At 56.9% G+C, this 24,111-nt stretch carries 16 protein-coding genes, 3 rRNA genes and 4 pseudogenes; 15 read left to right on the forward strand and 8 right to left on the reverse strand.

The window, feature by feature from the left end; genetic code table 11:
• The first annotated feature begins 218 nt into the window (after nt 1-218).
• The 6 genes and pseudogenes from ACYZUA_RS26470 to ACYZUA_RS26495 form a co-directional block, all read left to right on the forward strand.
• Nucleotides 219-458: a hypothetical protein gene (locus ACYZUA_RS26470; RefSeq protein ID WP_461961220.1), complete on the forward strand. Its 240-nt coding sequence runs from the start codon at nt 219-221 to the stop codon at nt 456-458.
• Between the two features lie 524 nt (nt 459-982).
• Entirely contained in the window at nt 983-2,116 is a 1,134-nt protein-coding gene (locus ACYZUA_RS26475; protein WP_461961221.1) for an ATP-binding protein, read from the forward strand.
• A 168-nt stretch (nt 2,117-2,284) separates the two neighbouring features.
• On the forward strand, nt 2,285-2,494 hold the full coding sequence (locus ACYZUA_RS26480) for a hypothetical protein (protein WP_461961222.1): 210 nt from the start codon (nt 2,285-2,287) through the stop codon (nt 2,492-2,494).
• A gap of 409 nt (nt 2,495-2,903) precedes the next feature.
• Nucleotides 2,904-3,233: a hypothetical protein gene (locus ACYZUA_RS26485; RefSeq protein ID WP_461961223.1), complete on the forward strand. Its 330-nt coding sequence runs from the start codon at nt 2,904-2,906 to the stop codon at nt 3,231-3,233.
• Nucleotides 3,234-3,512: 279 nt separating this feature from the next.
• The gene (locus ACYZUA_RS26490) at nt 3,513-3,683 is read left to right on the forward strand and encodes a hypothetical protein (RefSeq protein WP_461961224.1); all 171 of its coding nucleotides are present in this window, start codon (nt 3,513-3,515) and stop codon (nt 3,681-3,683) included.
• A 233-nt stretch (nt 3,684-3,916) separates the two neighbouring features.
• Nucleotides 3,917-4,042, forward strand: a pseudogene (locus tag ACYZUA_RS26495) (transposase domain-containing protein); the annotation flags it as partial.
• A gap of 81 nt (nt 4,043-4,123) precedes the next feature.
• On the opposite strand, the pseudogene ACYZUA_RS26500 reads toward ACYZUA_RS26495, so the two are convergent.
• Nucleotides 4,124-4,427, reverse strand: a pseudogene (locus ACYZUA_RS26500) (plasmid pRiA4b ORF-3 family protein); the annotation flags it as partial.
• Nucleotides 4,428-4,670 (reverse strand): annotated as a pseudogene (locus ACYZUA_RS26505) (IS66 family transposase); the annotation flags it as partial. It abuts the pseudogene before it with no gap.
• A 465-nt stretch (nt 4,671-5,135) separates the two neighbouring features.
• Here ACYZUA_RS26505 and tnpB point away from each other — a divergent pair.
• Nucleotides 5,136-5,423 (forward strand): IS66 family insertion sequence element accessory protein TnpB, encoded by a 288-nt coding sequence (gene tnpB, locus ACYZUA_RS26510; protein WP_461961225.1) that lies wholly within the window; start codon nt 5,136-5,138, stop codon nt 5,421-5,423.
• A gap of 61 nt (nt 5,424-5,484) precedes the next feature.
• Nucleotides 5,485-7,053: pseudogene (gene tnpC, locus ACYZUA_RS26515) on the forward strand (IS66 family transposase).
• Between the two features lie 124 nt (nt 7,054-7,177).
• Here tnpC and rrf read toward each other — a convergent pair.
• The 4 genes from rrf to ACYZUA_RS26535 form a co-directional block, all read right to left on the reverse strand.
• A 5S ribosomal RNA gene (gene rrf / locus ACYZUA_RS26520) occupies nt 7,178-7,293 on the reverse strand.
• Nucleotides 7,294-7,443: 150 nt separating this feature from the next.
• A 23S ribosomal RNA gene (locus ACYZUA_RS26525) occupies nt 7,444-10,335 on the reverse strand.
• Between the two features lie 315 nt (nt 10,336-10,650).
• Nucleotides 10,651-12,189 (reverse strand): 16S ribosomal RNA (locus ACYZUA_RS26530).
• Together the 16S, 23S and 5S rRNA genes form the textbook arrangement of a ribosomal RNA operon.
• A 522-nt stretch (nt 12,190-12,711) precedes the next feature.
• Nucleotides 12,712-13,071, reverse strand: coding sequence for a potassium channel family protein (locus ACYZUA_RS26535; RefSeq protein ID WP_461961226.1), 360 nt, complete (start codon nt 13,069-13,071; stop codon nt 12,712-12,714).
• A 435-nt stretch (nt 13,072-13,506) separates the two neighbouring features.
• Here ACYZUA_RS26535 and ACYZUA_RS26540 point away from each other — a divergent pair, with 435 nt between their 5' ends.
• From ACYZUA_RS26540 to ACYZUA_RS26555, 4 genes are read left to right on the forward strand one after another with little or no spacing between them, the layout of a single operon-like run.
• Nucleotides 13,507-13,983, forward strand: coding sequence for a formate dehydrogenase subunit gamma (locus tag ACYZUA_RS26540; RefSeq protein ID WP_461961227.1), 477 nt, complete (start codon nt 13,507-13,509; stop codon nt 13,981-13,983).
• The gene (locus tag ACYZUA_RS26545) at nt 13,980-15,536 is read left to right on the forward strand and encodes a formate dehydrogenase beta subunit (RefSeq protein ID WP_461961228.1); all 1,557 of its coding nucleotides are present in this window, start codon (nt 13,980-13,982) and stop codon (nt 15,534-15,536) included. Before ACYZUA_RS26540 ends, ACYZUA_RS26545 begins: the two co-directional genes overlap by 4 nt.
• Nucleotides 15,533-18,430: a formate dehydrogenase subunit alpha gene (gene fdhF / locus ACYZUA_RS26550; RefSeq protein ID WP_461961229.1), complete on the forward strand. Its 2,898-nt coding sequence runs from the start codon at nt 15,533-15,535 to the stop codon at nt 18,428-18,430. The genes ACYZUA_RS26545 and fdhF overlap by 4 nt, the downstream gene beginning before the upstream one ends.
• Entirely contained in the window at nt 18,427-18,648 is a 222-nt protein-coding gene (locus tag ACYZUA_RS26555) for a formate dehydrogenase subunit delta (protein ID WP_461961230.1), read from the forward strand. The genes fdhF and ACYZUA_RS26555 overlap by 4 nt, the downstream gene beginning before the upstream one ends.
• Nucleotides 18,649-18,810: 162 nt before the next feature.
• Here ACYZUA_RS26555 and ACYZUA_RS26560 read toward each other — a convergent pair whose 3' ends face one another.
• Together ACYZUA_RS26560 and ACYZUA_RS26565 are read right to left on the reverse strand one after the other, a co-directional pair.
• On the reverse strand, nt 18,811-20,154 hold the full coding sequence (locus ACYZUA_RS26560) for a sensor histidine kinase (protein WP_461961231.1): 1,344 nt from the start codon (nt 20,152-20,154) through the stop codon (nt 18,811-18,813).
• A complete protein-coding gene (locus ACYZUA_RS26565) occupies nt 20,151-20,861 on the reverse strand; it encodes a response regulator (RefSeq protein WP_461961232.1) in 711 nt (236 codons plus the stop codon). Before ACYZUA_RS26565 ends, ACYZUA_RS26560 begins: the two co-directional genes overlap by 4 nt.
• A gap of 166 nt (nt 20,862-21,027) precedes the next feature.
• On the opposite strand from ACYZUA_RS26565, the gene ACYZUA_RS26570 reads away from it, so the two are divergent.
• The 3 genes from ACYZUA_RS26570 to ACYZUA_RS26580 all read left to right on the forward strand — a co-directional run bounded on the left by ACYZUA_RS26570 (nt 21,028) and on the right by ACYZUA_RS26580 (nt 24,073).
• Complete coding sequence (locus ACYZUA_RS26570) at nt 21,028-21,819, forward strand: MlaA family lipoprotein (protein ID WP_461961233.1); 792 nt, start codon at nt 21,028-21,030, stop codon at nt 21,817-21,819.
• On the forward strand, nt 21,809-22,072 hold the full coding sequence (locus ACYZUA_RS26575) for a hypothetical protein (RefSeq protein ID WP_461961234.1): 264 nt from the start codon (nt 21,809-21,811) through the stop codon (nt 22,070-22,072). Before ACYZUA_RS26570 ends, ACYZUA_RS26575 begins: the two co-directional genes overlap by 11 nt.
• Before the next feature lie 78 nt (nt 22,073-22,150).
• On the forward strand, nt 22,151-24,073 hold the full coding sequence (locus ACYZUA_RS26580) for an alkaline phosphatase D family protein (protein ID WP_461961235.1): 1,923 nt from the start codon (nt 22,151-22,153) through the stop codon (nt 24,071-24,073).
• Nucleotides 24,074-24,111 lie beyond the last annotated feature (38 nt).

Genomic DNA, 24,111 nt, shown 5'->3' on the forward strand with positions numbered 1-24,111 from the left:
GCAACCTGGCAGCCGTTACAAACCTTTCGCCGGCCTGAAGCGGCCAGTCAAGAGCGGCAGCTGCTGAGTTCTTGTCGGCACCAGCAGTACTCTGGATGTCGACGGGCGAAGATCTTACGATATGAAATAAGCGAAACTCTTGAAGCAACCTTTGGTCCATGCTTACAAAGCGAACTGGTGCATTTATTGTCTGATCGTAAGCGCTGGTGGAAAAAGCCATGAGAGAAGCAACAAACGATTTACCCGACCCCATAAAGCAGCAGGCAGAGAGGATTCTCCGCGAGATCGAACTCGCAGGCTCCATGATTCTAGCGGTTAAAAGCGGTGCTAAAGCCCAAGGATTCATACTCGGGATAAAATGCTGTGATGGCCTACCCGCCGAGCGCTGTGAATTGTTATCAGACCATTTTGACAGCATCGTGGAGCAACGATTGAAGTCGCTGATATTAGGACAGTAGCGTCAACTGGATAGAAGATACTGCGTAGAGGAATAGGATGAAGTATGTCACTTTCCTTTTAACACTTGCTCTAATGGCAGGCTGCAAAATAGCACCCGCTCCGGAGGAGGTCACCACTGTTCCCCAGGAGCGGCTTTTTGGTTTCACAAAAAGATCTGATGTCCATCTCGTCATCTTGACCGCAGCCTCATTGGAAAATGACTGCGCGATCCGTTTTTCAATAGATCAAAAGCCGACAGCTGACTTTTTTGGCGCAGAAATAGCCCATTTAGGGCTGACGTTCGGATCACACACTCTCTCTGCGGGACGACGGAGGAATGCTCCAAACAATGGACGCAAGAGATCAGAGTCAGTGTCAAAGCTGGCGACGCCTTGATCATGCGTATCGACAAAGCGAGCCTGATACGGACCGAGCTTTAAAAGCTATAAACAACCTCCTACACTGCTGGAGACCCGCTCACACGGTATCTGCGCAGCCTCGCCTCCTGCCGGCACCTGAATCGCCTCCCATTAGGATCACCGACATGCGCCTGTCCGATTTCATTCTTGAGAACCTTGAGCCCATTCTGCAGGCCTGGGAAGATTTCGCCAGAACCATTGAGACGCCGGGTGCTGAACTCGACAGTGAAGCTCTGCGAGATCATGCGGAACAAATGTTGCGGGCAATTGTAATTGACCTACGCACAAAGCAGACGAAGCGAGAGCAAGCTGCCAAGTCTCAAGGCCAAGCCCCTTTAGATGACGAAGAAACCGCAGCTGAAACTCACGCAATTACGCGGTTAATGGCAGGTTTCACGATTGATCAAATGGTGTCGGAATACCGAGCACTGAGAACAAGTGTCGTCAGCCAGTGGATGAGGCAAGTGAAGGATGGCACACCGATTAATGTCGACGACATGACCCGGTTCCACGAGGCCATCGATCAGGCTCTCGCCGAATCCATCGCCAGTTACTCACGCGCGGTGGAGGCTTCGCGCAATATATTCTTGGGCATTCTCGGCCACGACCTGCGCACCCCGCTTGGAGCGATTTTGCTGGGTGCCGACATGTTGAGGCGCTCAGAAGGGGCCGGAACCAAGGCTACTAAGGTTGCCAATCAGATTTATACAAGCGTGCGGCGAGCGAGCCAAATTGTCGGAGACTTACTTGATCTAACACGCTGCCAAATGGGCCCAGGCATTCCTGTAAAAACGTCAGGTATAGATCTCGCGTACGTTTGCGAACGTGTTGTCGAAGAAATTCGAGCGTTCCATCCGGAGGCCACTGTCTTGTTTGATGCGAAGACTTCGGTTCAAGGGCAGTTCGATGGCGCCAGAATGGAGCAGGTCTTTTCGAACATAATCAGCAACGCTGTGCAGCATGGAGATAATCAACTCCCTATCAAGGTGGAGTTAGACACCTCAGAAAACTGCGCTATTTTCACCGTCCATAACAGTGGTGAGCCCATACAAGAGGACGTTCTCCCGTTTTTGTTTAACCCTATGGGTCGTTTCTCGCAGCGATCTGCAATTGATCACGGGCCGACAGAAGGGCTGGGCTTGGGCTTGTTCATCGCGTCAGAGATCGTGACATCACATAACGGTTCAATCGATGTCAGTTCCGACTCGGGTAGAGGCACCACCTTTCTAGTCAAGCTTCCAATTACTGAATCCCCCTAGATTCGCAGACATATACGTGCGACAGCTATTGGCCGGTTGCTGCCTGTCGCGAAGGGCTGCAATCGACTGTGGATGCACCCTCCTTCCGGCGTCCTTCCGACCATGCGCAACTCCCTACCTAGGTCAGTAATCCCCCTGCTACGCTGAAATTTCACGGAGGATTGCACAATGCCAAACTCAGACTTACTCCCTTCCCTGCTGCTTAAGATCAACGAAAACCAGCTCGCCCTGGAGGCCGCCATCATGGAGCTTTCGAACTGGGTAAAGATGCGCGGATCGGCGGACGTCGCCGACAATGTTCGGGGCGCCCTAGACACGATCGATCGAAACGAGGAGTTCATCAAGATAACGCTTGCTGTGCTCATGACGCCCGACTAATCGCGAAAGTTCGCCAGGTGTCGGTTCGGCATTTTTTGGGCAGACCAGGGAGTCTATCCGTAACTAGTTTCTTGTAGATATTATTCACAGCTCGTCGGAAATTGGACGGAGAAATCCGATCAAGCTTCCATCCACACCAGTCCTTATTGGAGGCAGGTAGGGTGTACACTTCACGGTACAACGTGGAAGTGTACACATGCAAAAAACTATGTTAATTATACAGTTATGCTAATATTCGAGTCTCCCTCGGGCACCAAAATTAAGAAAGGTCTTGCTTTGCAAGGCCTTTTTTTTCGTCTGCAAAAAAAGCCACCCCGCCCCGCCGCGATCCGGTAGGAGCTGATCTTTTGATCCTGCTGTTCTTCTACACCGCCCGCATCGGCGGAACATTTCACAAGGATTCCCTTCAATGGAATTGCTCCTGGAAACCGTCGCCCTGTTCTCCCTGAAGCTCGCTTACGAAACGGAGGATTCAAGTCCGATTCTGCGTGACGATCTAATGATGAGTGAATATGAGAGGGAGGTGTTTGGGTTGCTGGTGCGTAGGGGTGATGTTGAGGCGATTCAGAAGAAGGTGAACGAATGCCTGAGCCTGGCGCTAAACGCTATCGGGGGCGTTAATACAGTCTTGGGTCGCGAACTGCATAGGTTGGCGGCAGATTTCAGCGGCGCACGAACGATGGAGCAGCTTAGTTCCCCGCTACTCGCGCTCAAGCACTATTTGATAGACATTCAGTGAATGAAGCTGCCGGGGTCTTTGGATTCTGACAGAGCCCCCCCCGGGTAATGCCCCAGTTGCAAAGGTCGTCTTCGCCCTAATATTCGGATCTATTTTATAACTGCGCCACAACCATCGCATCAGGTCAGCAGGCATCCAACACATGTCTGGCCCCCGTCAAAGCCACGAAACAGACTTGCCGCACGACTTCCTATCGCCATTAAATAGTCACCCCAGGAATCGGGCTTCCGACTTCAAATGCGCAAAATATGATAGTCCGCACTTTGCAGGCAAACACCCATGAACATCTACACATTCAGGGGCTATGCAGGCATAGAAAAAGAGCCTCCTAATTTCATTTTTATCGAACTTCCTAAACTAAGAAAAACTATCGCTCTTGTAAAAAAACAGCAAAAAAAATACAGAGACCGCAAGAAATCTATACATATCAAACATAAAAAATCTCTATGAAAACCAGGTGATTTCCATATGTATGAAAGCGATAAAATCATATTGTCTATCCGACGACTACAGCTTACAAAACAAACACTAACCAATATAAATAACTATCTTTCACAGCACTGGACATCAAGGTCGCGGTGTTTGACCCGGTGCTTTTCGTTTTCCTCAACAAGCCTCGAAATCGAGTGAACATTTTGTACCGGGAGCGCACCGATCTTCCACGTATCACGAACTGCCCGATCAAAGGCAAAGGCCAAGAGCCCTATGCGTGGCTGTTGGCAGGCGCTTGAGCGCCTGCCACAGCCTCGAACGCAGAAGACTTCGAGGCCTTGCTGCCGCGGAATTGCACGCCGAAAATCCCAAGATAGCGTAACCGTACGCCCAATCCACTCTTGCTGAGACCTTGACCTGCTTCAACCATTGATAAACGCGATCACAATCAAACGCCGAGCACTGGTGCCATCGATGCAGTACGGCACTTGAGGACAAACAATGGCAGGCAAGATTTTTTCAACTTTGATGCGGTGTTCCCAGTTATCGCCGAAGTCATAAACATAGCGAAACGTTTTCTTTGCGTACAACACCTTGATCAGCGTCTTGCGCTGTTCCGAGACCACCGCCGAGCCCCAACCTGACTCGGGTACGCCATAACTTTCCCCATCAATTAAAAACTCGTGCAAGTCGCTACCACTCCAGCCCATTACCGCCTTGAATCACGTGATGCAACTTGCTCAAGGTAATGTTTTCAGGCACCGATTTTTTCGACAGTTGAGTCAGCGTCTGGTTAAGCCACGCGTGTAGTTGTTTCAGCAGCGGACTGGCTCGGCTTTGCCGAACCGCTTTTCGCAGGTTGGGCGGCTGCCCTCGAATCTCGCTTTCGATGGCATACAGTGCCGCAATCCGTTGTAGCGCCTGGGCGGCAAGCGGCGAGACCAGGTCTTTGCAGACATCGTAGAACTTGCGGCGGGCGTGAGCCCAGCACGCAGCTTCTTCAATCGCGAAGCCACGGCGCATTCCGTGACGCCGGCGGCGATCCAGATACGGGTTCCAGCGGGAGGGACAATCATCGCAGGAGCTGCTGCAAGATAAGTTGCACGGTCTGCGGGTCAGGCGTACCGGTGATGTGTAGCTTGGCTTTTCCCACTTCAACAATCATCTCGGAGTGACACTCTGCCAGTGGCTGGACGACTTGCGGGGCGTTTGAAGTCAGCGGAAAGTTGGTAAGGGATATCGCTTTACCGGGATCAGCAGGCAGTCGCTCTGCCAGCTTTCATTCCTTTGAAAGTCGAACCAAAGCGAAAGACCGAAGCGTTGGCGATCATCGAGTTACCGCTCGGCCAGCAAATGCTCACGGTAAAGTGGCCAACTTCCGATCCCGAAGGATGCGCCCGATTCATCCGTGGGCTCGCTCAATGATTCGCATCGACTCCATCTGGCTCGCCACCGACCCCATGGACATGCGTGCCGGCACCGAGACCGCGTTGGCCAGAGTTGATAGCGATGTTCGGTGCGGCGAAGCCGCACTGTGCTTATCTGTTCGCCAACCGCCGCGCCACTCGGATGAAAGTTCTGGTGCATGACGGCTTCGGCATCTGGCTGGCTGCTCGCCGGTTGAACCAAGATAAGTTCCACTGGCCAGGCATTCGCCATGGCGCTGAAATAGAGCTGGATACCGAGCAACTCCAGGCCCTGGTGTTGGGCCTGCCGTGGCAGCGCGCGGGCTCCGGCGGTGCGATCACACTGCTTTAACGGCTTCCATTAGCCTATCGGTCTATCGCCGCGAATTGCCTGGTCTGGCAAAATCGGCACCATGACTTCGCTCCCCAATCTCGATCACCTTACCCCTGAACAACTGCGCGCTTTGGCGGCGCAGTTGATACAGCGTGTCGAGACACTCGACCAGCAAGTCGAGACGATGGGCAAGACGGTCGAGACCATGGGCAAGAAGATCAACCGCGACCAGACGGTTATCGAGAAACTGACCCATGAGATCGCGCAACTCAAGCGCTTGAAGTTTGCCAAGCGTAGCGAGCAGTTGAATCCGCAGCAGGCCAGCTTGCTCGACGACTTGATCGATACCGATATCGCGGCGATTGAAGCTGAGCTTCAAGCCTTGCAAACAGCTCCTACGCCGACCGAGAAAAAGCAAAAGCCCAAGCGCACCGCGTTGCCGGCAGAATTTCCACGCACGTTGATCCATCACGAACCGGACAACACCCACTGCCCATGCGGCTGTGCACTCAAGCGCATCGGTGAGGACGTCAGCGAGAAGCTGGACTACACGCCCGGCGTATTTACCGTCGAGCGCCATGTCCGTGGCAAGTGGGTATGCGATGACTGCGAAACACTGATCCAGGCACCCGTTCCGGCACAGGTCATCGACAAGGGTATCCCGACCGCCGGGCTGTTGGCCCACGTCATGATCGCGAAGTTTGCCGACCATCTGCCTCTTTACCGTCAGGAATCGATTTTCGGTAGAGCGGGCCTGGCGATTCCACGTTCAACGTTGGCGCAATGGGTTGGCGTGACAGGTGTGCAGTTACAGCCTCTGGTCGATGCGCTACGCGATGTAGTGCTCGGGCAGCAGGTCATCCACGCCGATGAAACACTGGTGCAGATGCTCGCTCCGGGCGCGAAGAACACCCATCGTTCTTAGGTGTGGGCCTACGCCACCAGCCAATTCTGCGAAACGGCAGCGGTTGTTTATGACTTCAGCCCCAGCCGCGCCGGTGAGCACGCTCGCAACTTCCTGCAAGACTGGCGGGGCAAGCTGGTGTGTGATGATTTTGGCGGTTACAAGGCCAGCTTCGAACTCGGCGTGACCGAGATCGGCTGCATGGCCCATGCGCGGCGCAAGTTCTTCGAACTGCACGCCACCAACAAGAGCATGCTCGCCGAACAAGCCCTGCGCTACATCCAGTTGCTGTACGAAATCGAGAGCGAAATCCGCGACCTGGAGCCGGATTTACGCTGCCGAATACGGCAAGAAAAAGCCGTGCCGGTGATGAAGACACTACACGCCTGGATGATCGCCCAGCGCGATCTCGTGCCTGAAGGTTCGGCTATCAGCAGAGCGCTGGATTACAGCTTGAAACGCTGGGCAGGGCTGTCGCGCTACCTCGATGACGGGGCCGTACCCATTGATAATAATTGGTGCGAGAACCAGATCCGTCCGTGTGCACTGGGGCGCAAGAACTGGCTCTTCGCAGGTCCGCTGCGCAGCGGCAAACGGGCGGCGGCAATCATGAGTTTGATCCAGTCTGCACGGCTGAGTGGTCATCATCCGTACGCGTATCTGAAAGATGTTCTCACGCGCCTGCCGACGCAGCGGACGAGTGAAATCGATCAGTTGCTGCCGCATAAGTGGCAACCGGTTTAATTACGCAAGGCGTGATGCCGGACGTATACGGCCGGACGGTGACTCTGTATCAGTCTCAGGATGCTTTTTTCGAGGACAAACAAAACCCCTACCTGCATTCGCAGATAGGGGTTTCGGAATTTAATCTTGACGATGACCTACTCTCACATGGGGAAACCCCACACTACCATCGGCGATGCATCGTTTCACTGCTGAGTTCGGGATGGGATCAGGTGGTTCCAATGCTCTATGGTCGTCAAGAAATTCGGGTACCGAGTCGTGGCCAGTCGGCCTCGCTTCAGCAAATCGGGTATGTGACAGCGGGTGTTTTGTGAGTCTCTCGAATTTTCGGTTCGTTGCGTCTTCACACACCGCAATCTGGCCTTTCGACGCAAATTGCTTGGGTGTTATATGGTCAAGCCTCACGGGCAATTAGTATTGGTTAGCTCAACGCCTCACAGCGCTTACACACCCAACCTATCAACGTCGTAGTCTTCGACGGCCCTTCAGGGGACTCAAGGTCCCAGTGAGATCTCATCTTGAGGCTAGTTTCCCGCTTAGATGCTTTCAGCGGTTATCTATTCCGAACATAGCTACCCGGCAATGCCACTGGCGTGACAACCGGAACACCAGAGGTTCGTCCACTCCGGTCCTCTCGTACTAGGAGCAGCCCCTCTCAAATCTCAAACGTCCACGGCAGATAGGGACCGAACTGTCTCACGACGTTCTAAACCCAGCTCGCGTACCACTTTAAATGGCGAACAGCCATACCCTTGGGACCGGCTTCAGCCCCAGGATGTGATGAGCCGACATCGAGGTGCCAAACACCGCCGTCGATATGAACTCTTGGGCGGTATCAGCCTGTTATCCCCGGAGTACCTTTTATCCGTTGAGCGATGGCCCTTCCATACAGAACCACCGGATCACTAAGACCTACTTTCGTACCTGCTCGACGTGTCTGTCTCGCAGTCAAGCGCGCTTTTGCCTTTATACTCTACGACCGATTTCCGACCGGTCTGAGCGCACCTTCGTACTCCTCCGTTACTCTTTAGGAGGAGACCGCCCCAGTCAAACTACCCACCATACACTGTCCTCGATCCGGATAACGGACCTGAGTTAGAACCTCAAAGTTGCCAGGGTGGTATTTCAAGGTTGGCTCCACGCGAACTGGCGTCCACGCTTCAAAGCCTCCCACCTATCCTACACAAGCAAATTCAAAGTCCAGTGCAAAGCTATAGTAAAGGTTCACGGGGTCTTTCCGTCTAGCCGCGGATACACTGCATCTTCACAGCGATTTCAATTTCACTGAGTCTCGGGTGGAGACAGCGCCGCCATCGTTACGCCATTCGTGCAGGTCGGAACTTACCCGACAAGGAATTTCGCTACCTTAGGACCGTTATAGTTACGGCCGCCGTTTACCGGGGCTTCGATCAAGAGCTTCGCGTTAGCTAACCCCATCAATTAACCTTCCGGCACCGGGCAGGCGTCACACCCTATACGTCCACTTTCGTGTTTGCAGAGTGCTGTGTTTTTAATAAACAGTCGCAGCGGCCTGGTATCTTCGACCGGCATGGGCTTACGCAGTAAATGCTTCACCCTCACCGGCGCACCTTCTCCCGAAGTTACGGTGCCATTTTGCCTAGTTCCTTCACCCGAGTTCTCTCAAGCGCCTTGGTATTCTCTACCCAACCACCTGTGTCGGTTTGGGGTACGGTTCCTGGTTACCTGAAGCTTAGAAGCTTTTCTTGGAAGCATGGCATCAACCACTTCGTCACCCAAAGGGTAACTCGTCATCAGCTCTCGGCCTTGGAATCCCGGATTTACCTAAGATTCCAGCCTACCACCTTAAACTTGGACAACCAACGCCAAGCTGGCCTAGCCTTCTCCGTCCCTCCATCGCAATAACCAGAAGTACAGGAATATTAACCTGTTTTCCATCGACTACGCTTTTCAGCCTCGCCTTAGGGACCGACTAACCCTGCGTCGATTAACGTTGCGCAGGAAACCTTGGTCTTTCGGCGTGGGTGTTTTTCACACCCATTGTCGTTACTCATGTCAGCATTCGCACTTCTGATACCTCCAGCAAGCTTCTCAACTCACCTTCACAGGCTTACAGAACGCTCCTCTACCGCATCACCTAAGTGATACCCGTAGCTTCGGTGTATGGTTTGAGCCCCGTTACATCTTCCGCGCAGGCCGACTCGACTAGTGAGCTATTACGCTTTCTTTAAAGGGTGGCTGCTTCTAAGCCAACCTCCTAGCTGTCTAAGCCTTCCCACATCGTTTCCCACTTAACCATAACTTTGGGACCTTAGCTGACGGTCTGGGTTGTTTCCCTTTTCACGACGGACGTTAGCACCCGCCGTGTGTCTCCCATGCTCGGCACTTGTAGGTATTCGGAGTTTGCATCGGTTTGGTAAGTCGGGATGACCCCCTAGCCGAAACAGTGCTCTACCCCCTACAGTGATACATGAGGCGCTACCTAAATAGCTTTCGAGGAGAACCAGCTATCTCCGAGCTTGATTAGCCTTTCACTCCGATCCACAGGTCATCCGCTAACTTTTCAACGGTAGTCGGTTCGGTCCTCCAGTTAGTGTTACCCAACCTTCAACCTGCCCATGGATAGATCGCCCGGTTTCGGGTCTATTCCCAGCGACTAGACGCCCTATTAAGACTCGCTTTCGCTACGCCTCCCCTATTCGGTTAAGCTCGCCACTGAAAATAAGTCGCTGACCCATTATACAAAAGGTACGCAGTCACCCAACAAAGTGGGCTCCCACTGCTTGTACGCATACGGTTTCAGGATCTATTTCACTCCCCTCTCCGGGGTTCTTTTCGCCTTTCCCTCACGGTACTAGTTCACTATCGGTCAGTCAGTAGTATTTAGCCTTGGAGGATGGTCCCCCCATATTCAGACAAAGTTTCTCGTGCTCCGTCCTACTCGATTTCATGACCAAGAGATTTTCGCGTACAGGGCTATCACCCACTATGGCCGCACTTTCCAGAGCGTTCCGCTAATCTCAAAGCCACTTAAGGGCTAGTCCCCGTTCGCTCGCCACTACTAAGGGAATCTCGGTTGATTTCTTTTCCTCAGGGTACTTAGATGTTTCAGTTCCCCTGGTTCGCCTCTTAAGCCTATGTATTCAGCTTAAGATAACCATCTTATGATGGCTGGGTTCCCCCATTCAGACATCTCCGGATCAAAGTCTGTTTGCCGACTCCCCGAAGCTTTTCGCAGGCTACCACGTCTTTCATCGCCTCTGACTGCCAAGGCATCCACCGTATGCGCTTCTTCACTTGACCATATAACCCCAAGCAATCTGGTTATACTGTGAAGACGACATTCGCCGAAAATTCGATTCTTGCTCATACAGAGCAACTCACAAATTTTACCTTAGCCTGATCCGTTACCAGTGAAAGTAACGTTCAGTCTATCTTTCTATCACATACCCAAATTTTTAAAGAACGATCTAGCCAAAGGCTAGAAATCAATATTCATACTGGAATATTCATTTCTAAACTCTAACAAAACAGACCACCTTAAAGGCTGGCCTCTCGTCTTCTTCAATGAATCAAGCAATTCGTGTGGGAGCTTATGGAGCAGCTGATGTCGTCGATTAAGGAGGTGATCCAGCCGCAGGTTCCCCTACGGCTACCTTGTTACGACTTCACCCCAGTCATGAATCACACCGTGGTAACCGTCCTCCCGAAGGTTAGACTAGCTACTTCTGGTGCAACCCACTCCCATGGTGTGACGGGCGGTGTGTACAAGGCCCGGGAACGTATTCACCGCGACATTCTGATTCGCGATTACTAGCGATTCCGACTTCACGCAGTCGAGTTGCAGACTGCGATCCGGACTACGATCGGTTTTCTGGGATTAGCTCCACCTCGCGGCTTGGCAACCCTCTGTACCGACCATTGTAGCACGTGTGTAGCCCAGGCCGTAAGGGCCATGATGACTTGACGTCATCCCCACCTTCCTCCGGTTTGTCACCGGCAGTCTCCTTAGAGTGCCCACCTTAACGTGCTGGTAACTAAGGACAAGGGTTGCGCTCGTTACGGGACTTAACCCAACATCTCACGACACGAGCTGACGACAGCCATGCAGCACCTGTCTCAATGTTCCCGAAGGCACCAACCCATCTCTGGGAAGTTCATTGGATGTCAAGGCCTGGTAAGGTTCTTCGCGTTGCTTCGAATTAAACCACATGCTCCACCGCTTGTGCGGGCCCCCGTCAATTCATTTGAGTTTTAACCTTGCGGCCGTACTCCCCAGGCGGTCAACTTAATGCGTTAGCTGCGCCACTAAGAGCTCAAGGCTCCCAACGGCTAGTTGACATCGTTTACGGCGTGGACTACCAGGGTATCTAATCCTGTTTGCTCCCCACGCTTTCGCACCTCAGTGTCAGTATCAGTCCAGGTGGTCGCCTTCGCCACTGGTGTTCCTTCCTATATCTACGCATTTCACCGCTACACAGGAAATTCCACCACCCTCTACCATACTCTAGCTTGTCAGTTTTGAATGCAGTTCCCAGGTTGAGCCCGGGGATTTCACATCCAACTTAACAAACCACCTACGCGCGCTTTACGCCCAGTAATTCCGATTAACGCTTGCACCCTCTGTATTACCGCGGCTGCTGGCACAGAGTTAGCCGGTGCTTATTCTGTCGGTAACGTCAAAACACTAACGTATTAGGTTAATGCCCTTCCTCCCAACTTAAAGTGCTTTACAATCCGAAGACCTTCTTCACACACGCGGCATGGCTGGATCAGGCTTTCGCCCATTGTCCAATATTCCCCACTGCTGCCTCCCGTAGGAGTCTGGACCGTGTCTCAGTTCCAGTGTGACTGATCATCCTCTCAGACCAGTTACGGATCGTCGCCTTGGTGAGCCATTACCTCACCAACTAGCTAATCCGACCTAGGCTCATCTGATAGCGCAAGGCCCGAAGGTCCCCTGCTTTCTCCCGTAGGACGTATGCGGTATTAGCGTCCGTTTCCGAGCGTTATCCCCCACTACCAGGCAGATTCCTAGGCATTACTCACCCGTCCGCCGCTCGCCACCAGGTACAAGTACCCGTGCTGCCGCTCGACTTGCATGTGTTAGGCCTGCCGCCAGCGTTCAATCTGAGCCATGATCAAACTCTTCAGTTCAAACATCTTTGGGTTTTTAAGAAACCCTAAACTTGGCTCAGCAATCGTTGGTTACATCTTTGATTTCTCGCGGAGTAACTTGTGATGCTGATAATCTTGTTGACTATCAGTCTGACTCCACAAGCACCCACACGAATTGCTTGATTCAGTTGTTAAAGAGCGGTTGGTTAAGATCTTTCGTCTCAACCGAGGGGCGTACTCTACAGCACATCTCCTCAAGTAGCAACCTTAAAAGTTTCTGACTTCATTAACAAAATCAACAACTTACACCAGAAGCAACATTAAGCTGCTCGTTAGCGGGAGGCGAATAGTACAGTATTAAAATACGTGGTCAACCCCCGTCTAGTAATTATTTTCCTTAGCAAAGCGCCTGACTTGCCATTATGAAAACTTCCAAGGCTGCACAAAACATCAGGGCCGCAGAGAACCCAGGCCACGTCGTCACTGAATCCCCCCTACTTCGTAGCCTCTGACTGACCGCTTTGGGCTGATTCTATAGGCATTCGCATTCCAAGCATGACTTCACACCGTCGGCATACCCGACTCTTCCGGCCCTGCTGCCCGCACTGCAACCTCGATCGCCCGAATACTGATCGCCGCAAATATCGCTGTCATCAACACCCCGTTGAACCCCAGCAAAATCGCCAGAACCCGCGAGATGCCAAGTTTCGGCACGAGTTCTCCATAACCAATGGTCAAACCGGTCACGAAGCCGAAATAGATGCCGTCAAAAGGATCCCAGCCCTCCAGGTAGCTGATGATGAGGCCGAACAGCACGATAGAAAAAAGCAGAATAGAAAAGATCGGCCAGACAACGCGGAAGTAGAACCCGACTGCTTTGTAGAATTCTCGACGGACGTGCGATGCATGAGAGGGCTTCATGTCATGAGCTTCCTGAGGTTTGCCTGAGCGGTAGGCGTATTAACATTCCATCAGCTTGGCACAAGCACTGGAAACTGGTGATCAACTGTGTAGTGGTCAACTAATTTCCGGACACCTCGATCGGTGACTTCGACGCCATCGACCATTCAGGGACGACGCCACGGGCCGCCCTCTTCTAGACTCAATAGAAGGTCGTGGAAAGAACCGAACACGTCGCTTTGGTGCAGATGAATCAAAAGCGGCGTGGCAAGCTGCCTTAATGCCCTTATAGAGGTGCGGCGAAGACCGCGCCGGGCACAACAAGATGCCCGCTCAGGGTGCCCTGGCCAACGGCCTGAAATTGCCACGATTCCGTGACGTGGTGTGAGTGCCGCAGCCGACACTTTCGGACGACCGACAACCCTCTGGTTTGTCCGTGACCGTGAGGAATGCTGAATGCCTGATGAGATGTTGCACCTGCCTATGGTCAACAACCTGCTGGAGCGCCACAAACGCTCCCCGGGCGCACTGTTGCCCATTCTTCATGAGATTCAGGAGGGCATCGGTTATATCCCCGATGCCGCCATCCCCGAGATTGCCCACGCGCTAAACCTGAGTCAGGCCGAGGTTCGCGGGGTGATCAGCTTCTACCATGACTTCCGCACCGCGCCTCCGGCCCGGCATATCCTGCGTCTGTGCCGGGCCGAGTCCTGCAAGAGCCGCGGCGCCGAGCAGCTTGCAGCGCAGCTGCGCGAACGCCTGCAACTGGACGACCACGGCAGCAGCGCCGACGGCAACATCAGCCTGCGCCCGGTGTATTGCCTCGGCGCTTGCGCCTGTTCGCCCGCTCTGGAATTGGATGGCCAGGTGCATGCGCGGCTCAGTGCCGAGCGTCTGGATGCCTTGCTCGACGCTTGCCGGGAGGACGCATGATGCCGCACCTCTATTTGCCCTGTGATTCCCTCGCCCGTGCCGTGGGCGCCGATGAGGTGGCCTTGGCCCTTGCCAATCAGTCGCAGGAAAGCAATCTGGACCTGCAACGCACCAGCTCGCGCGGCCTGTACTGGCTGGAACCGCTGCTGGAAGTGGACACCCCGCAAGGCCGTATCGGCTTCGGCCCGCTGACAGCTGCCGATGTGCCGTCCGTGCTCTATGCGCTGCAAGGCGAGCCGTCCGCTCACCCACTGGCCTTGGGCCTGGTGGAAGAATTGCCGTATCTGAAGACTCAACAGCGCCTGCTGTTCGCCCGCGCCGGTATCACCCGGCCGCTGTACCTCGACGATTACCGGGATCATGGCGGTTTCGAGGGTTTGAAAAGAGCCGTCACCATTGGTGGCGAACATACCGCGACTGAGGTGTTCGATTCAGGCCTGCGTGGCCGTGGCGGCGCAGCCTTCCCCGCCGGGATTAAATGGCGCACGGTGCGCGCCACCCAGGCTGCGCAGAAATACATTGTGTGCAACGCCGACGAAGGCGATTCCGGCACCTTTGCCGATCGCATGTTGATGGAAGGCGACCCCTTCCTGCTGATCGAAGGCATGGCCATTGCCGGCATCACCGTCGGTGCCACTTACGGCTACATATATGTGCGCTCGGAATACCCGGCTGCCGTAGCAACCCTGCGCGCGGCGCTGGACATTGCTCGCTCCGCCGGTTACCTCGGCGCCAATGTCGGCGGCAGCGGTCAGGCCTTCGATATGGAAGTGCGCGTCGGTGCCGGCGCGTACATCTGCGGCGAGGAAACCGCGCTGCTGGACTCTCTCGAAGGCAAGCGCGGGATCGTCCGCGCCAAACCGCCGATCCCTGCCTTGCAGGGTTTGTTCGGCCTGCCGACCCTGGTGCATAACGTGCTGACCCTGGCCTCGGTGCCGCTGATTCTGGCCAAGGGCGCACAGTTCTATCGCGATTACGGCATGGGCCGGTCCCTGGGCACGATGCCTTTCCAGCTGGCGGGCAATATTCGTCACGGTGGACTGGTGGAACGGGCCTTTGGCCTGACCCTGCGTGAACTGGTGGAAGACTATGGCGGCGGCACCGCCAGTGGCCGACCGCTGAAAGCCGCTCAGGTTGGTGGCCCCCTCGGCGCCTGGGTGCCGCCGTCGCAATTCGACACCCCGCTGGATTACGAAGCCTTCGCCGCCATCGGCGCGATGCTCGGTCACGGTGGTGTGGTAGTGGCTGACGACAGCTTGGACATGGCCCACATGGCGCGCTTTGCGATGCAGTTCTGCGCCGAGGAATCCTGTGGCAAATGCACCCCATGCCGCATCGGCTCGACCCGGGGCGTGGAAGTGATCGACCGTCTGCTGGCCGCGCCGGACCAGAGCGGTCGCGATGAGCAGGTGATCATCCTCAAGGACCTGTGCGACACCCTGCAATACGGTTCGCTGTGCGCGTTGGGCGGCATGGTTTCCTTTCCGGTAGCCAGCGCCCTCAAGTACTTCCCCGCCGACTTCGGTCTGCAATCTCCGGAGGCCGACCAATGATCACTCTCTTCGACCCTGCCACCGATATCGCCTCGGGCGCTCTTGACCTAGGTACACCGGCCCGCGACAGCGAGGTGCAAATCACCCTGAACATCGACGGCCGCAGCATCAGCGTGCCCGAAGGCACTTCGGTGATGCGCGCCGCCGCGCTGCTAGGCACCACCATTCCTAAACTGTGCGCCACCGACAGCCTGGAAGCCTTCGGCTCCTGCCGCATGTGCCTGGTTGAAATCGACGGCATGCGCGGCTATCCGGCGTCCTGCACCACGCCGGTCACCGAAGGCATGAGCGTGCACACCCAGACGCCGAAACTCGCGACCCTGCGCCGCAACGTCATGGAGCTGTACATCTCCGATCACCCGCTGGATTGCCTGACCTGCTCGGCCAACGGCAACTGCGAGCTGCAAACCGTCGCCGGTCAGGTCGGCCTGCGAGAAGTGCGTTACGGCTATGAAGGCGACAACCATCTGGCCGACGTGAAGGACACTTCCAACCCTTACTTCGACTACGACCCGAGCAAGTGCATCGTCTGCAACCGTTGCGTGCGCGCCTGTGAAGAAACCCAGGGCACCTTTGCCTTGACCATTACCGGGCGCGGTTTCGAATCCCGGGTCGAGGCCGCCGGCGGCGAGAACTTCCTCGACTCGGAATGCGTGTCCTGCGGCGCCTGTGTGCAAGCCTGTCCCACCGCGACCCTGATGGAAAAAAGCGTGGTCGAACTGGGCCAGCCAGAACGCAGCGTGATCACCACTTGTGCCTATTGCGGCGTGGGCTGCTCGTTCCGCGCCGAGATGAAAGGCGACCAACTGGTGCGCATGGTTCCAGACAAGAACGGCCAGGCCAACCACGGCCACTCCTGCGTCAAAGGTCGCTTTGCCTGGGGCTACGCCACTCACCCGGATCGCATCACCAAACCGATGATCCGTAAAAGCATCAACGATCCCTGGCAGGAAGTCAGTTGGGATGAAGCGGTGACCTACGCCGCCAGCGAATTCCGTCGACTGCAGCAAAAATACGGCCGCGACTCCATTGGTGGCATCACCTCCAGCCGCTGCACCAATGAAGAAACCTACCTGGTGCAAAAACTGGTGCGCGCCGCGTTCGGCAACAACAACGTCGACACCTGTGCGCGAGTCTGCCACTCGCCGACCGGTTATGGCCTGAAACAAACCCTGGGCGAGTCCGCCGGCACCCAGAGTTTCGACTCGGTGATGCAGGCCGACGTGATCCTGGTGATGGGCGCCAACCCCAGCGACGCCCACCCGGTGTTCGCCTCCCAGCTCAAGCGCCGCCTGCGTGAAGGCGCGCGACTGATCGTCATCGATCCACGACGCATTGATCTGGTGGACTCGGTGCATGCCCGCGCCGAACTGCACCTGGCCCTGCGCCCGGGCACCAACGTCGCCATGCTCAACGCCCTGGCCCACGTCATCGTCAACGAAGGCCTGCTCAATCAGCCCTTCATCGACGCCCGTTGCGAGGGAACGGATTTCGCCCACTGGAGCGAGTTTGTCAGCCGCGCGGAAAATTCGCCGGAAGTCCTCGGCGTCATCTGCGGCGTAGAACCTGCCGACATCCGCGCCGCCGCCCGCCTGTATGCCACCGGTGGCAACGCCGCGATCTACTACGGCCTGGGCATCACCGAACACAGTCAGGGCAGCACCGCGGTCATGGGCATCGCCAACCTGGCCATGGCCACTGGCAACATCGGCCGCGAAGGCGTGGGCGTGAACCCGCTGCGTGGGCAGAACAACGTTCAGGGTTCCTGCGACATGGGCTCCTTCCCTCATGAGCTGCCTGGCTACCGGCACATCTCCAACGAGGTGGTACGGGCGCAGTTCGAACAGGCCTGGAACGTCACTCTGCAACCCGACCCGGGCCTGCGTATTCCGAACATGTTCGAAGCCGCCCTCAGCGGCAGTTTCAAGGGCCTGTATTGCCAGGGCGAGGACATCGCCCAGAGCGACCCGAATACCCAACACGTTACCGCGGCGCTGTCGGCCATGGAATGCATCGTGGTGCAGGACATTTTTCTCAACGAAACCGCCAAGTTCGCCCACGTGTTCCTGCCGGGCTGCTCGTTCCTGGAAAAAGACGGCACGTTCACCAACGCCGAGCGACGCATCTCCCGAGTGCGCAAGGTCATGGAACCTCTGGGCGGCAAGGCCGACTGGGAAGGCACGGTGGCCCTGGCCAACGCCCTGGGCTACCCGATGAACTACACACACCCGTCGCAAATCATGGATGAAATCGCCAGCCTGACGCCGACCTTCACCAACGTCAGCTACGCCGAACTGGATCGCCACGGCAGCCTGCAATGGCCGTGCAACGCCGCGGCACCGGACGGCACACCGACCATGCACATCGAGGAGTTCGTGCGCGGCAAGGGGCGTTTCATGCTCACCGGCTACGTGCCCACAGAGGAAAAGGTCAACAATCGCTATCCGCTTCTGCTGACCACCGGGCGCATCCTCAGCCAGTACAACGTCGGCGCTCAGACCCGGCGTACCGAAAACGTCGCCTGGCACGACGAAGACCGCCTGGAAATCCATCCGACCGATGCCGAGAGCCGTGGCATCAACGAGGGTGACTGGGTCGGCATCGGCAGCCGCGCCGGCCAGACCGTACTGCGTGCGCGGGTCACCGAACGGGTCGCCCCGGGCGTGGTGTACACCACTTTCCACTTCCCTGAGTCGGGGGCCAACGTGATCACCACCGACAACTCCGACTGGGCCACCAACTGTCCGGAGTACAAGGTCACTGCCGTGGAAGTGAGCCGCGTCTACCACCCTTCCGAGTGGCAAAAACGCTATCAGGAGTTCAGTGACAACCAGCACCGCCTGCTCGACGAACGCCGCCAGGCGCGTGGCTCTAAAGCCGAGGTACGCCGATGAGCACTGAAAACCTGATCAAAATGGCCAACCAGATCGCCCAGTATTTCGCCAGCCAACCGGACCAGCAACAGGCCGTGCTCGGCGTGCGTAATCATCTGCAGATGTACTGGACGCCCGGCATGCGCAAGGAATTGCTGGCCTGGCAGACAGCGCATCAGGGGGCAGACTTGCACCCACTGGCGCAGGCGGCGGTCAGTGGCGCGGGCTGGGAGGCTTAGATCCACACGACTTAAGCCTGACTGAAAAACCTGTGGGAGCGAGCCTGCTCGCGAAGAGGGAGTGTCAATCGACCTATATGGCGCCTGACACTCCGCTTTCGCGAGCAGGCTCGCTCCCACAGGGGCTACTCATCAGAATCGGTCCCGTGGTAGCCCGAAGCCTCAACCTGGCTGCACCGGCAACACCACCAACGCCTCCATCCCGCCCTTCGATCGATTACGCAGTGTCAGCTCGCCTCCGTGTTCCAGCACAATCGCCCGCGCCGCCGATAACCCCAAACCAACGCCCCCCGTGCTTTTGTTTCGTGAGCCTTCCAGTCTGAAGAACGGTGCAAAAACCTGTTCAAGGCTGGCATCCGGAATACCCGGCCCACGATCCAGTACTTTGATCCGCACCTCTCCAGCACCCGGGATCAGTTCAATCGCCGGCTCACTCGCGTACTTGATCGCGTTATCCAGCAGATTGGTCATCACCCGCTTAAGCCCCGACGGTCGCCCGAAATACACCCAACGCAGCGGCCCACTGAAAGCAATCTCGACACCCTGATCCCGGTAATCATCCAGCAGCGTTTGCAGCAGTTCCGCCAGATCAAACTGGGTCGCCGGCTCAAGCCGGGCATCATCACGAAAGAACTCCAACGCCGAGTTGATCATCGCCTGCATTTCATCCACATCACGAAACAAACGCTGCTGTTGCTCGCTGTCTTCGATGAATTCGCCCCGCAAACGCATCCGCGTCAGAGGCGCGCGCAGGTCGTGGGAGATGGCGGCGAGCATTTGCGTGCGGTCGCGGATGAAGTGTTGCAGCTGGGCCTGCATAGCGTTGAAGGCGAGGATCGCCTGGCGAATTTCCTGTGGGCCCAGCGGTTCGATGGGCGGTGCACGGAAATCCACGCCGAAGCGTCGGGCACCGTCGGCAAAGTGCTGCAAAGGTGTGGCGAGGCGCCGGGTGGCGATCAGCGCGACTAGGGCGGTGGAGATCAGCACCAGCAGGATCACGATCAAGTAGCGTGGCGTTTCGTCGAGGCCCCAACTGCGCGAAGGCGCGGAGAACATCAGCCATGTCGAATCCGATAGCTCGATCAGCAGCGCGTAATGTGCGTCCGCCGTGTGCTCGGTCCAGTCGGCCGGCTCATAGGCTTCGATGCGCCGGTCAGGGGCTCTGAGCATTGGCTGCAGGATGGTCGAGCCGATGCCAGACTTCGGATCGTCCACGGTCGGCAGATTGAGACCGTGCCGGTCAGGGTGCCAACTGACGGTGAAGCCGTTCTCGCCGGCCGCTTGCGCCAATGAGTTTCGCAGAGGCGCCGGAGCGGCCTCGATGACACGGGTGATGGCGGCGGCTTTTTCCAGCAGGCCGATTTCGGTCAGCGGCGGGCGCGCCCAGACGCCGGCCAGTTGGATAAACAGCCCGTTGAGTGCCAATGAAATGAGCATGGCCAAAATGATCGTCAACGCAATCCAGCGCGCCACGGTATCCCGGCGAATCCGCTTCAACCAACTCATCGCCGCGTCACGCTGGGCGTGAACAGGTAACCGCCATTGCGCACGGTGCGAATCATCGCCGGGCGCTTGGTGTCGGACTCGAGCTTGCGCCGCAGTCGGCTGACTTGAACGTCGATGCTGCGATCGAACGCTTCATGGCAATGCCCGCGCGCCAGGTCCAGCAACTGCTCGCGCGTGAGAATGCGCTGCGGGTGTTCGACGAAGACCAGCAGCAAGTCAAACTCACCGGCCGACAGCGGAATCAGCACGTTGTCCGGCGAACGCAATTCCCGGCGCGTGACGTCCAAGTGCCAGTCGGAGAAGTCGATCAGCGGCCGTGGCCGTTCCTGCGATACCGGACGGCGCTCGTCCACCCGACGCAGTACGGCGCGCACTCTGGCCAGCAGTTCACGGGCGTCGAAGGGTTTGGTCAGGTAATCATCGGCGCCCAGTTCCAGACCGACCACCCGGTCACTGAGTTCACCCATGGCGGTCAGCATGATCACCGGCATGGCGTAACGAATCCGCAGTTGCTGGCACAGGATCAGCCCGCTGTCCCCCGGCAACATCACGTCAAGAATGATCAGGTCTGGCGGCTGTCGCTCGATGGCCGTCCACAGCGACGGGCCGTCGGTGGCGACCTCGACGCTGTAGCCGTGCTGCACGAAGAATTTTTTCAGTAGATCGAGGACCTCAAGGTCGTCGTCCACAATTAAAAGACTGTTCACCGAAGTTCACTTAAGGGGCGAATGGAACCGCCATCTAAAACCATTCACGGCAGCGCGTCATATATTTCAATCCTGTAATAAAGCGTCAGCGCCGCAATAAACAAGACATCTTTGCGCAAGGCTTGGGGCTCAGCATCTCGGCGAATTCCTCCCGAGAATCGCGTCCATGTTGCCTTTCAAATATGCTCCCAGGCTGGCCCGCAACACCTCGATTGTCGTGCTGGCTGCCGGGTTGGCGGGCTGCAGCAGTCAGCCGCCGCCCACCACCGATGTAAGTTGCGCCGACATCGCCTATTCGGTGTACGACCCAGCGGAACCGTTCAATCGTGGGGTTTTCGCGTTTAACCGGGTGGTCGATGACTACGCCATGGCGCCGGTCGCTCGCGGCTATCGCTACTCGCCGGACTTTTTCCAGACCGGTGTGCATAACTTTGTGGCGAACTTCGGCGAGCCCAAGGTCTTTATCAATGACCTGCTGCAAGGCAACCCGATGCGCTCGGCCAATACGCTGGGGCGTTTCGTGCTCAACACCACAGTGGGCGTGGTGGGCTTGATCGATGTCTCCGGCATGGCCGGCATCCCGCGTCACGACGCCGATTTCGGCCAGACGTTCGGCGTGTGGGGCATCGGCAACGGGCCGATCGTCGAGCTGCCTTTGCTCGGCACCTCCAACAGCCGCGACGCCGTCGGCCGCGTGCTCGGTTTTGTGGTCGATCCGTTTGGCAGCAACAGCGACACCGTGGACACGCTGTCCACCATCAGCACGGTCGGCGGCATCGTCGATGGTCGAGCAGAAGCCTTACCGCTGACCGACAGCCTGCAAAAACTGCCCGACTACTACAGCGCGTTACGCAACGTGGTCGCCGAGCATCGTGCCGCTTACGTGGCGGATGGCAAACAAGGCTCGGCGCAGAACACCCAACCACACTGCTCAGGAGCACCGGCCGATGGTTTCTGAAGGCAATGGCCTGATTCTGCAGCAACGGGTCATCCAGCACGACCCGGCCACTCTGCACTGTCGGGAAATTACCCTGCGCCTGTCAGCGGACTGTCGCCAACTGGTGCTCACCCGCTACACCGAACACTACGGGCCGGCGTTGGTGCGATGGATCGAGCGTAGCCACACGGTGTCGGTGGCAGAGCTGTTTCGCTGGCTCGTGGCCAATGGCGAGACGGATGTAATAAAGGCGGACAGCGAGCTGCTGCCTTGACTGTCAGATTCGAGCCAGTTGCGTTTCATTGACGTCAGCTGCGTTATCATCGCGCGCTTCTCTGTTCCAAAAACCCGGATGTCCATGTCTTTGCCGCTGCCTGACGATCACCAACCCCTGCCCCCTGTCCTGGTCGGGCCGCTGTTGCGGCGCCTGGAGCCCTCGCGGCTGGTGATGTGGATGGTGGGGTCGCGGGCGTTGACGCTGACGTTGCGTCTGCAAGATCGCGACGCCATCCACCTCGACGCGAATCAGTGCACGATCATTGCGGTGGGCACCCAGGCCTTTGTTCATTTGATCGATGTGTCGCTGGACGCCGCCCTGCCCTGCGACACGTTAATCGAATACGACCTGCTGATTGACGACGCGGGCACAGGCATCGCCGATTGGGCTCCGCACTTGCTGTACGGCGACGCCCGTTGCCCAAACTTCGTCCTGCGTAAACGGGCTGATCATCTGCTGCACGGTTCCTGCCGCAAACCTCACCATCCGGCCACGGATGGCTTGTTGTGCGTCGATCGTTTGCTGGAGACCGAGCCGGACGCACACAAACGCCCGGCGCTGTTGATGATGAGTGGCGATCAGGTTTATGCCGACGATGTCGCGGGGCCGATGCTGCGAGCCATCCATGCCTTGATCAAACGGCTTGGGCTGTTCGAAGAGCACCTCGAAGGCGCGGTGGTCAGCGACAGCGCCAAACTCTACGAGCACCCCGCCAGTTACTACCATCGTGCGGATTTGTTACCGGCGCTGGAGAGCAACGAAACCCTGCGCGAGCGATTTTTCGGTGGGGCGCGTAAGCCGATTTTCACCAGCAGCAGTGCCGACAACCATCTGGTGACGTTCGCCGAAGTCATGGCCATGTACCTGCTGGTCTGGTCGCCAACCGCCTGGACATTGATCGCCCCGCAACCACCGGCACTGACGCCGGCAAGACGTGAGCGTTATGCACTCGAGCAGACGCGCATCGATGGCTTCAAGGCTGGGCTTGGAGGCGTCGCCCGAGCACTCGCTCACCTGCCGTGCCTGATGATTTTCGACGACCACGATATTACCGATGACTGGAATCTTTCCGCGCAATGGGAGGAAACGGCCTACGGCCATCCGTTCTCCAGGCGCATCATCGGCAACGCGCTGATTGCTTACATGCTATGCCAGGGTTGGGGCAACAACCCGGATGCGTTTGGCGCTGTGCTGAAGAAGGCCGGCGGATTGACCGCGACCGGGCATGACCGCTACCTCGACAGTGACATTCAGGACGAGTTGATTGATGAGCTGCTGAGATTTCAGAACTGGCATTACGTGCTGCCCACCCGCCCGGCCATCGTCGTGCTCGACACCCGCACCCGACGCTGGCGCAGCGAGATGAACCTCAAGCAGCCCTCGGGTTTGCTGGACTGGGAAGCCCTCAGCGAACTGCAACAGGAACTGCTCGATCACCCTTCGGCCATCATCGTTTCGCCGGCACCGATCTTCGGCGTCAAACTGATCGAAACCGTGCAGCGCGTTTTCAGCTGGTGCGGTTATCCCCTGCTGGTGGACGCCGAAAACTGGATGGCCCATCGCGGCGCGGCCCAGGTGATCCTGAACATTTTCCGACACTCGCGCACGCCCGGTAACTACGTGGTGCTGTCGGGCGATGTGCATTATTCCTTCGTCTACGAAGTACTGATCCGACACCGCAAGGCCGGCCCGCGCATCTGGCAGATCACCAGCAGCGGCATCAAAAACGAGTTCCCGCCCGCGTTGCTCGAATGGTTCGACCGCCTCAACCGCTGGCTCTACTCGCCCCGCTCGCCGCTCAACTGGCTGACCAAGCGCCGGCGCATGCGCATTGTCCCGCATGTCCCGGAACATGCTGAAGCGGGGGAACGGCTGTGGAATTCGGCGGGAATCGGCCAAGTGTTCTTTAATGAAAAAGGACAGCCGCAGGAGATCTATCAGCACAACTCGAACGGTTCGCCGAAGACGCGAATGGTTGCGCCTGAGAATGACGACTGAAGGCTGAAGGCTGATCGAATTTCGGCTCCCTTACATGA

The sequence above is a fragment of the Pseudomonas sp. LS2P72 genome (assembly GCF_054897865.1).

Coding starts and splice junctions, on each gene's coding strand:
- ACYZUA_RS26470 (WP_461961220.1), top strand. CDS start 219: ATGAGAGAAGCAACAAACGATTTACCCGACCCCATAAAGCAGCAGGCA.
- ACYZUA_RS26475 (WP_461961221.1), top strand. CDS start 983: ATGCGCCTGTCCGATTTCATTCTTGAGAACCTTGAGCCCATTCTGCAG.
- ACYZUA_RS26480 (WP_461961222.1), top strand. CDS start 2,285: ATGCCAAACTCAGACTTACTCCCTTCCCTGCTGCTTAAGATCAACGAA.
- ACYZUA_RS26485 (WP_461961223.1), top strand. CDS start 2,904: ATGGAATTGCTCCTGGAAACCGTCGCCCTGTTCTCCCTGAAGCTCGCT.
- ACYZUA_RS26490 (WP_461961224.1), top strand. CDS start 3,513: ATGAACATCTACACATTCAGGGGCTATGCAGGCATAGAAAAAGAGCCT.
- ACYZUA_RS26535 (WP_461961226.1), bottom strand. CDS start 13,071: ATGAAGCCCTCTCATGCATCGCACGTCCGTCGAGAATTCTACAAAGCA.
- ACYZUA_RS26540 (WP_461961227.1), top strand. CDS start 13,507: ATGCCTGATGAGATGTTGCACCTGCCTATGGTCAACAACCTGCTGGAG.
- ACYZUA_RS26545 (WP_461961228.1), top strand. CDS start 13,980: ATGATGCCGCACCTCTATTTGCCCTGTGATTCCCTCGCCCGTGCCGTG.
- fdhF (WP_461961229.1), top strand. CDS start 15,533: ATGATCACTCTCTTCGACCCTGCCACCGATATCGCCTCGGGCGCTCTT.
- ACYZUA_RS26555 (WP_461961230.1), top strand. CDS start 18,427: ATGAGCACTGAAAACCTGATCAAAATGGCCAACCAGATCGCCCAGTAT.
- ACYZUA_RS26560 (WP_461961231.1), bottom strand. CDS start 20,154: ATGAGTTGGTTGAAGCGGATTCGCCGGGATACCGTGGCGCGCTGGATT.
- ACYZUA_RS26570 (WP_461961233.1), top strand. CDS start 21,028: ATGTTGCCTTTCAAATATGCTCCCAGGCTGGCCCGCAACACCTCGATT.
- ACYZUA_RS26575 (WP_461961234.1), top strand. CDS start 21,809: ATGGTTTCTGAAGGCAATGGCCTGATTCTGCAGCAACGGGTCATCCAG.
- ACYZUA_RS26580 (WP_461961235.1), top strand. CDS start 22,151: ATGTCCATGTCTTTGCCGCTGCCTGACGATCACCAACCCCTGCCCCCT.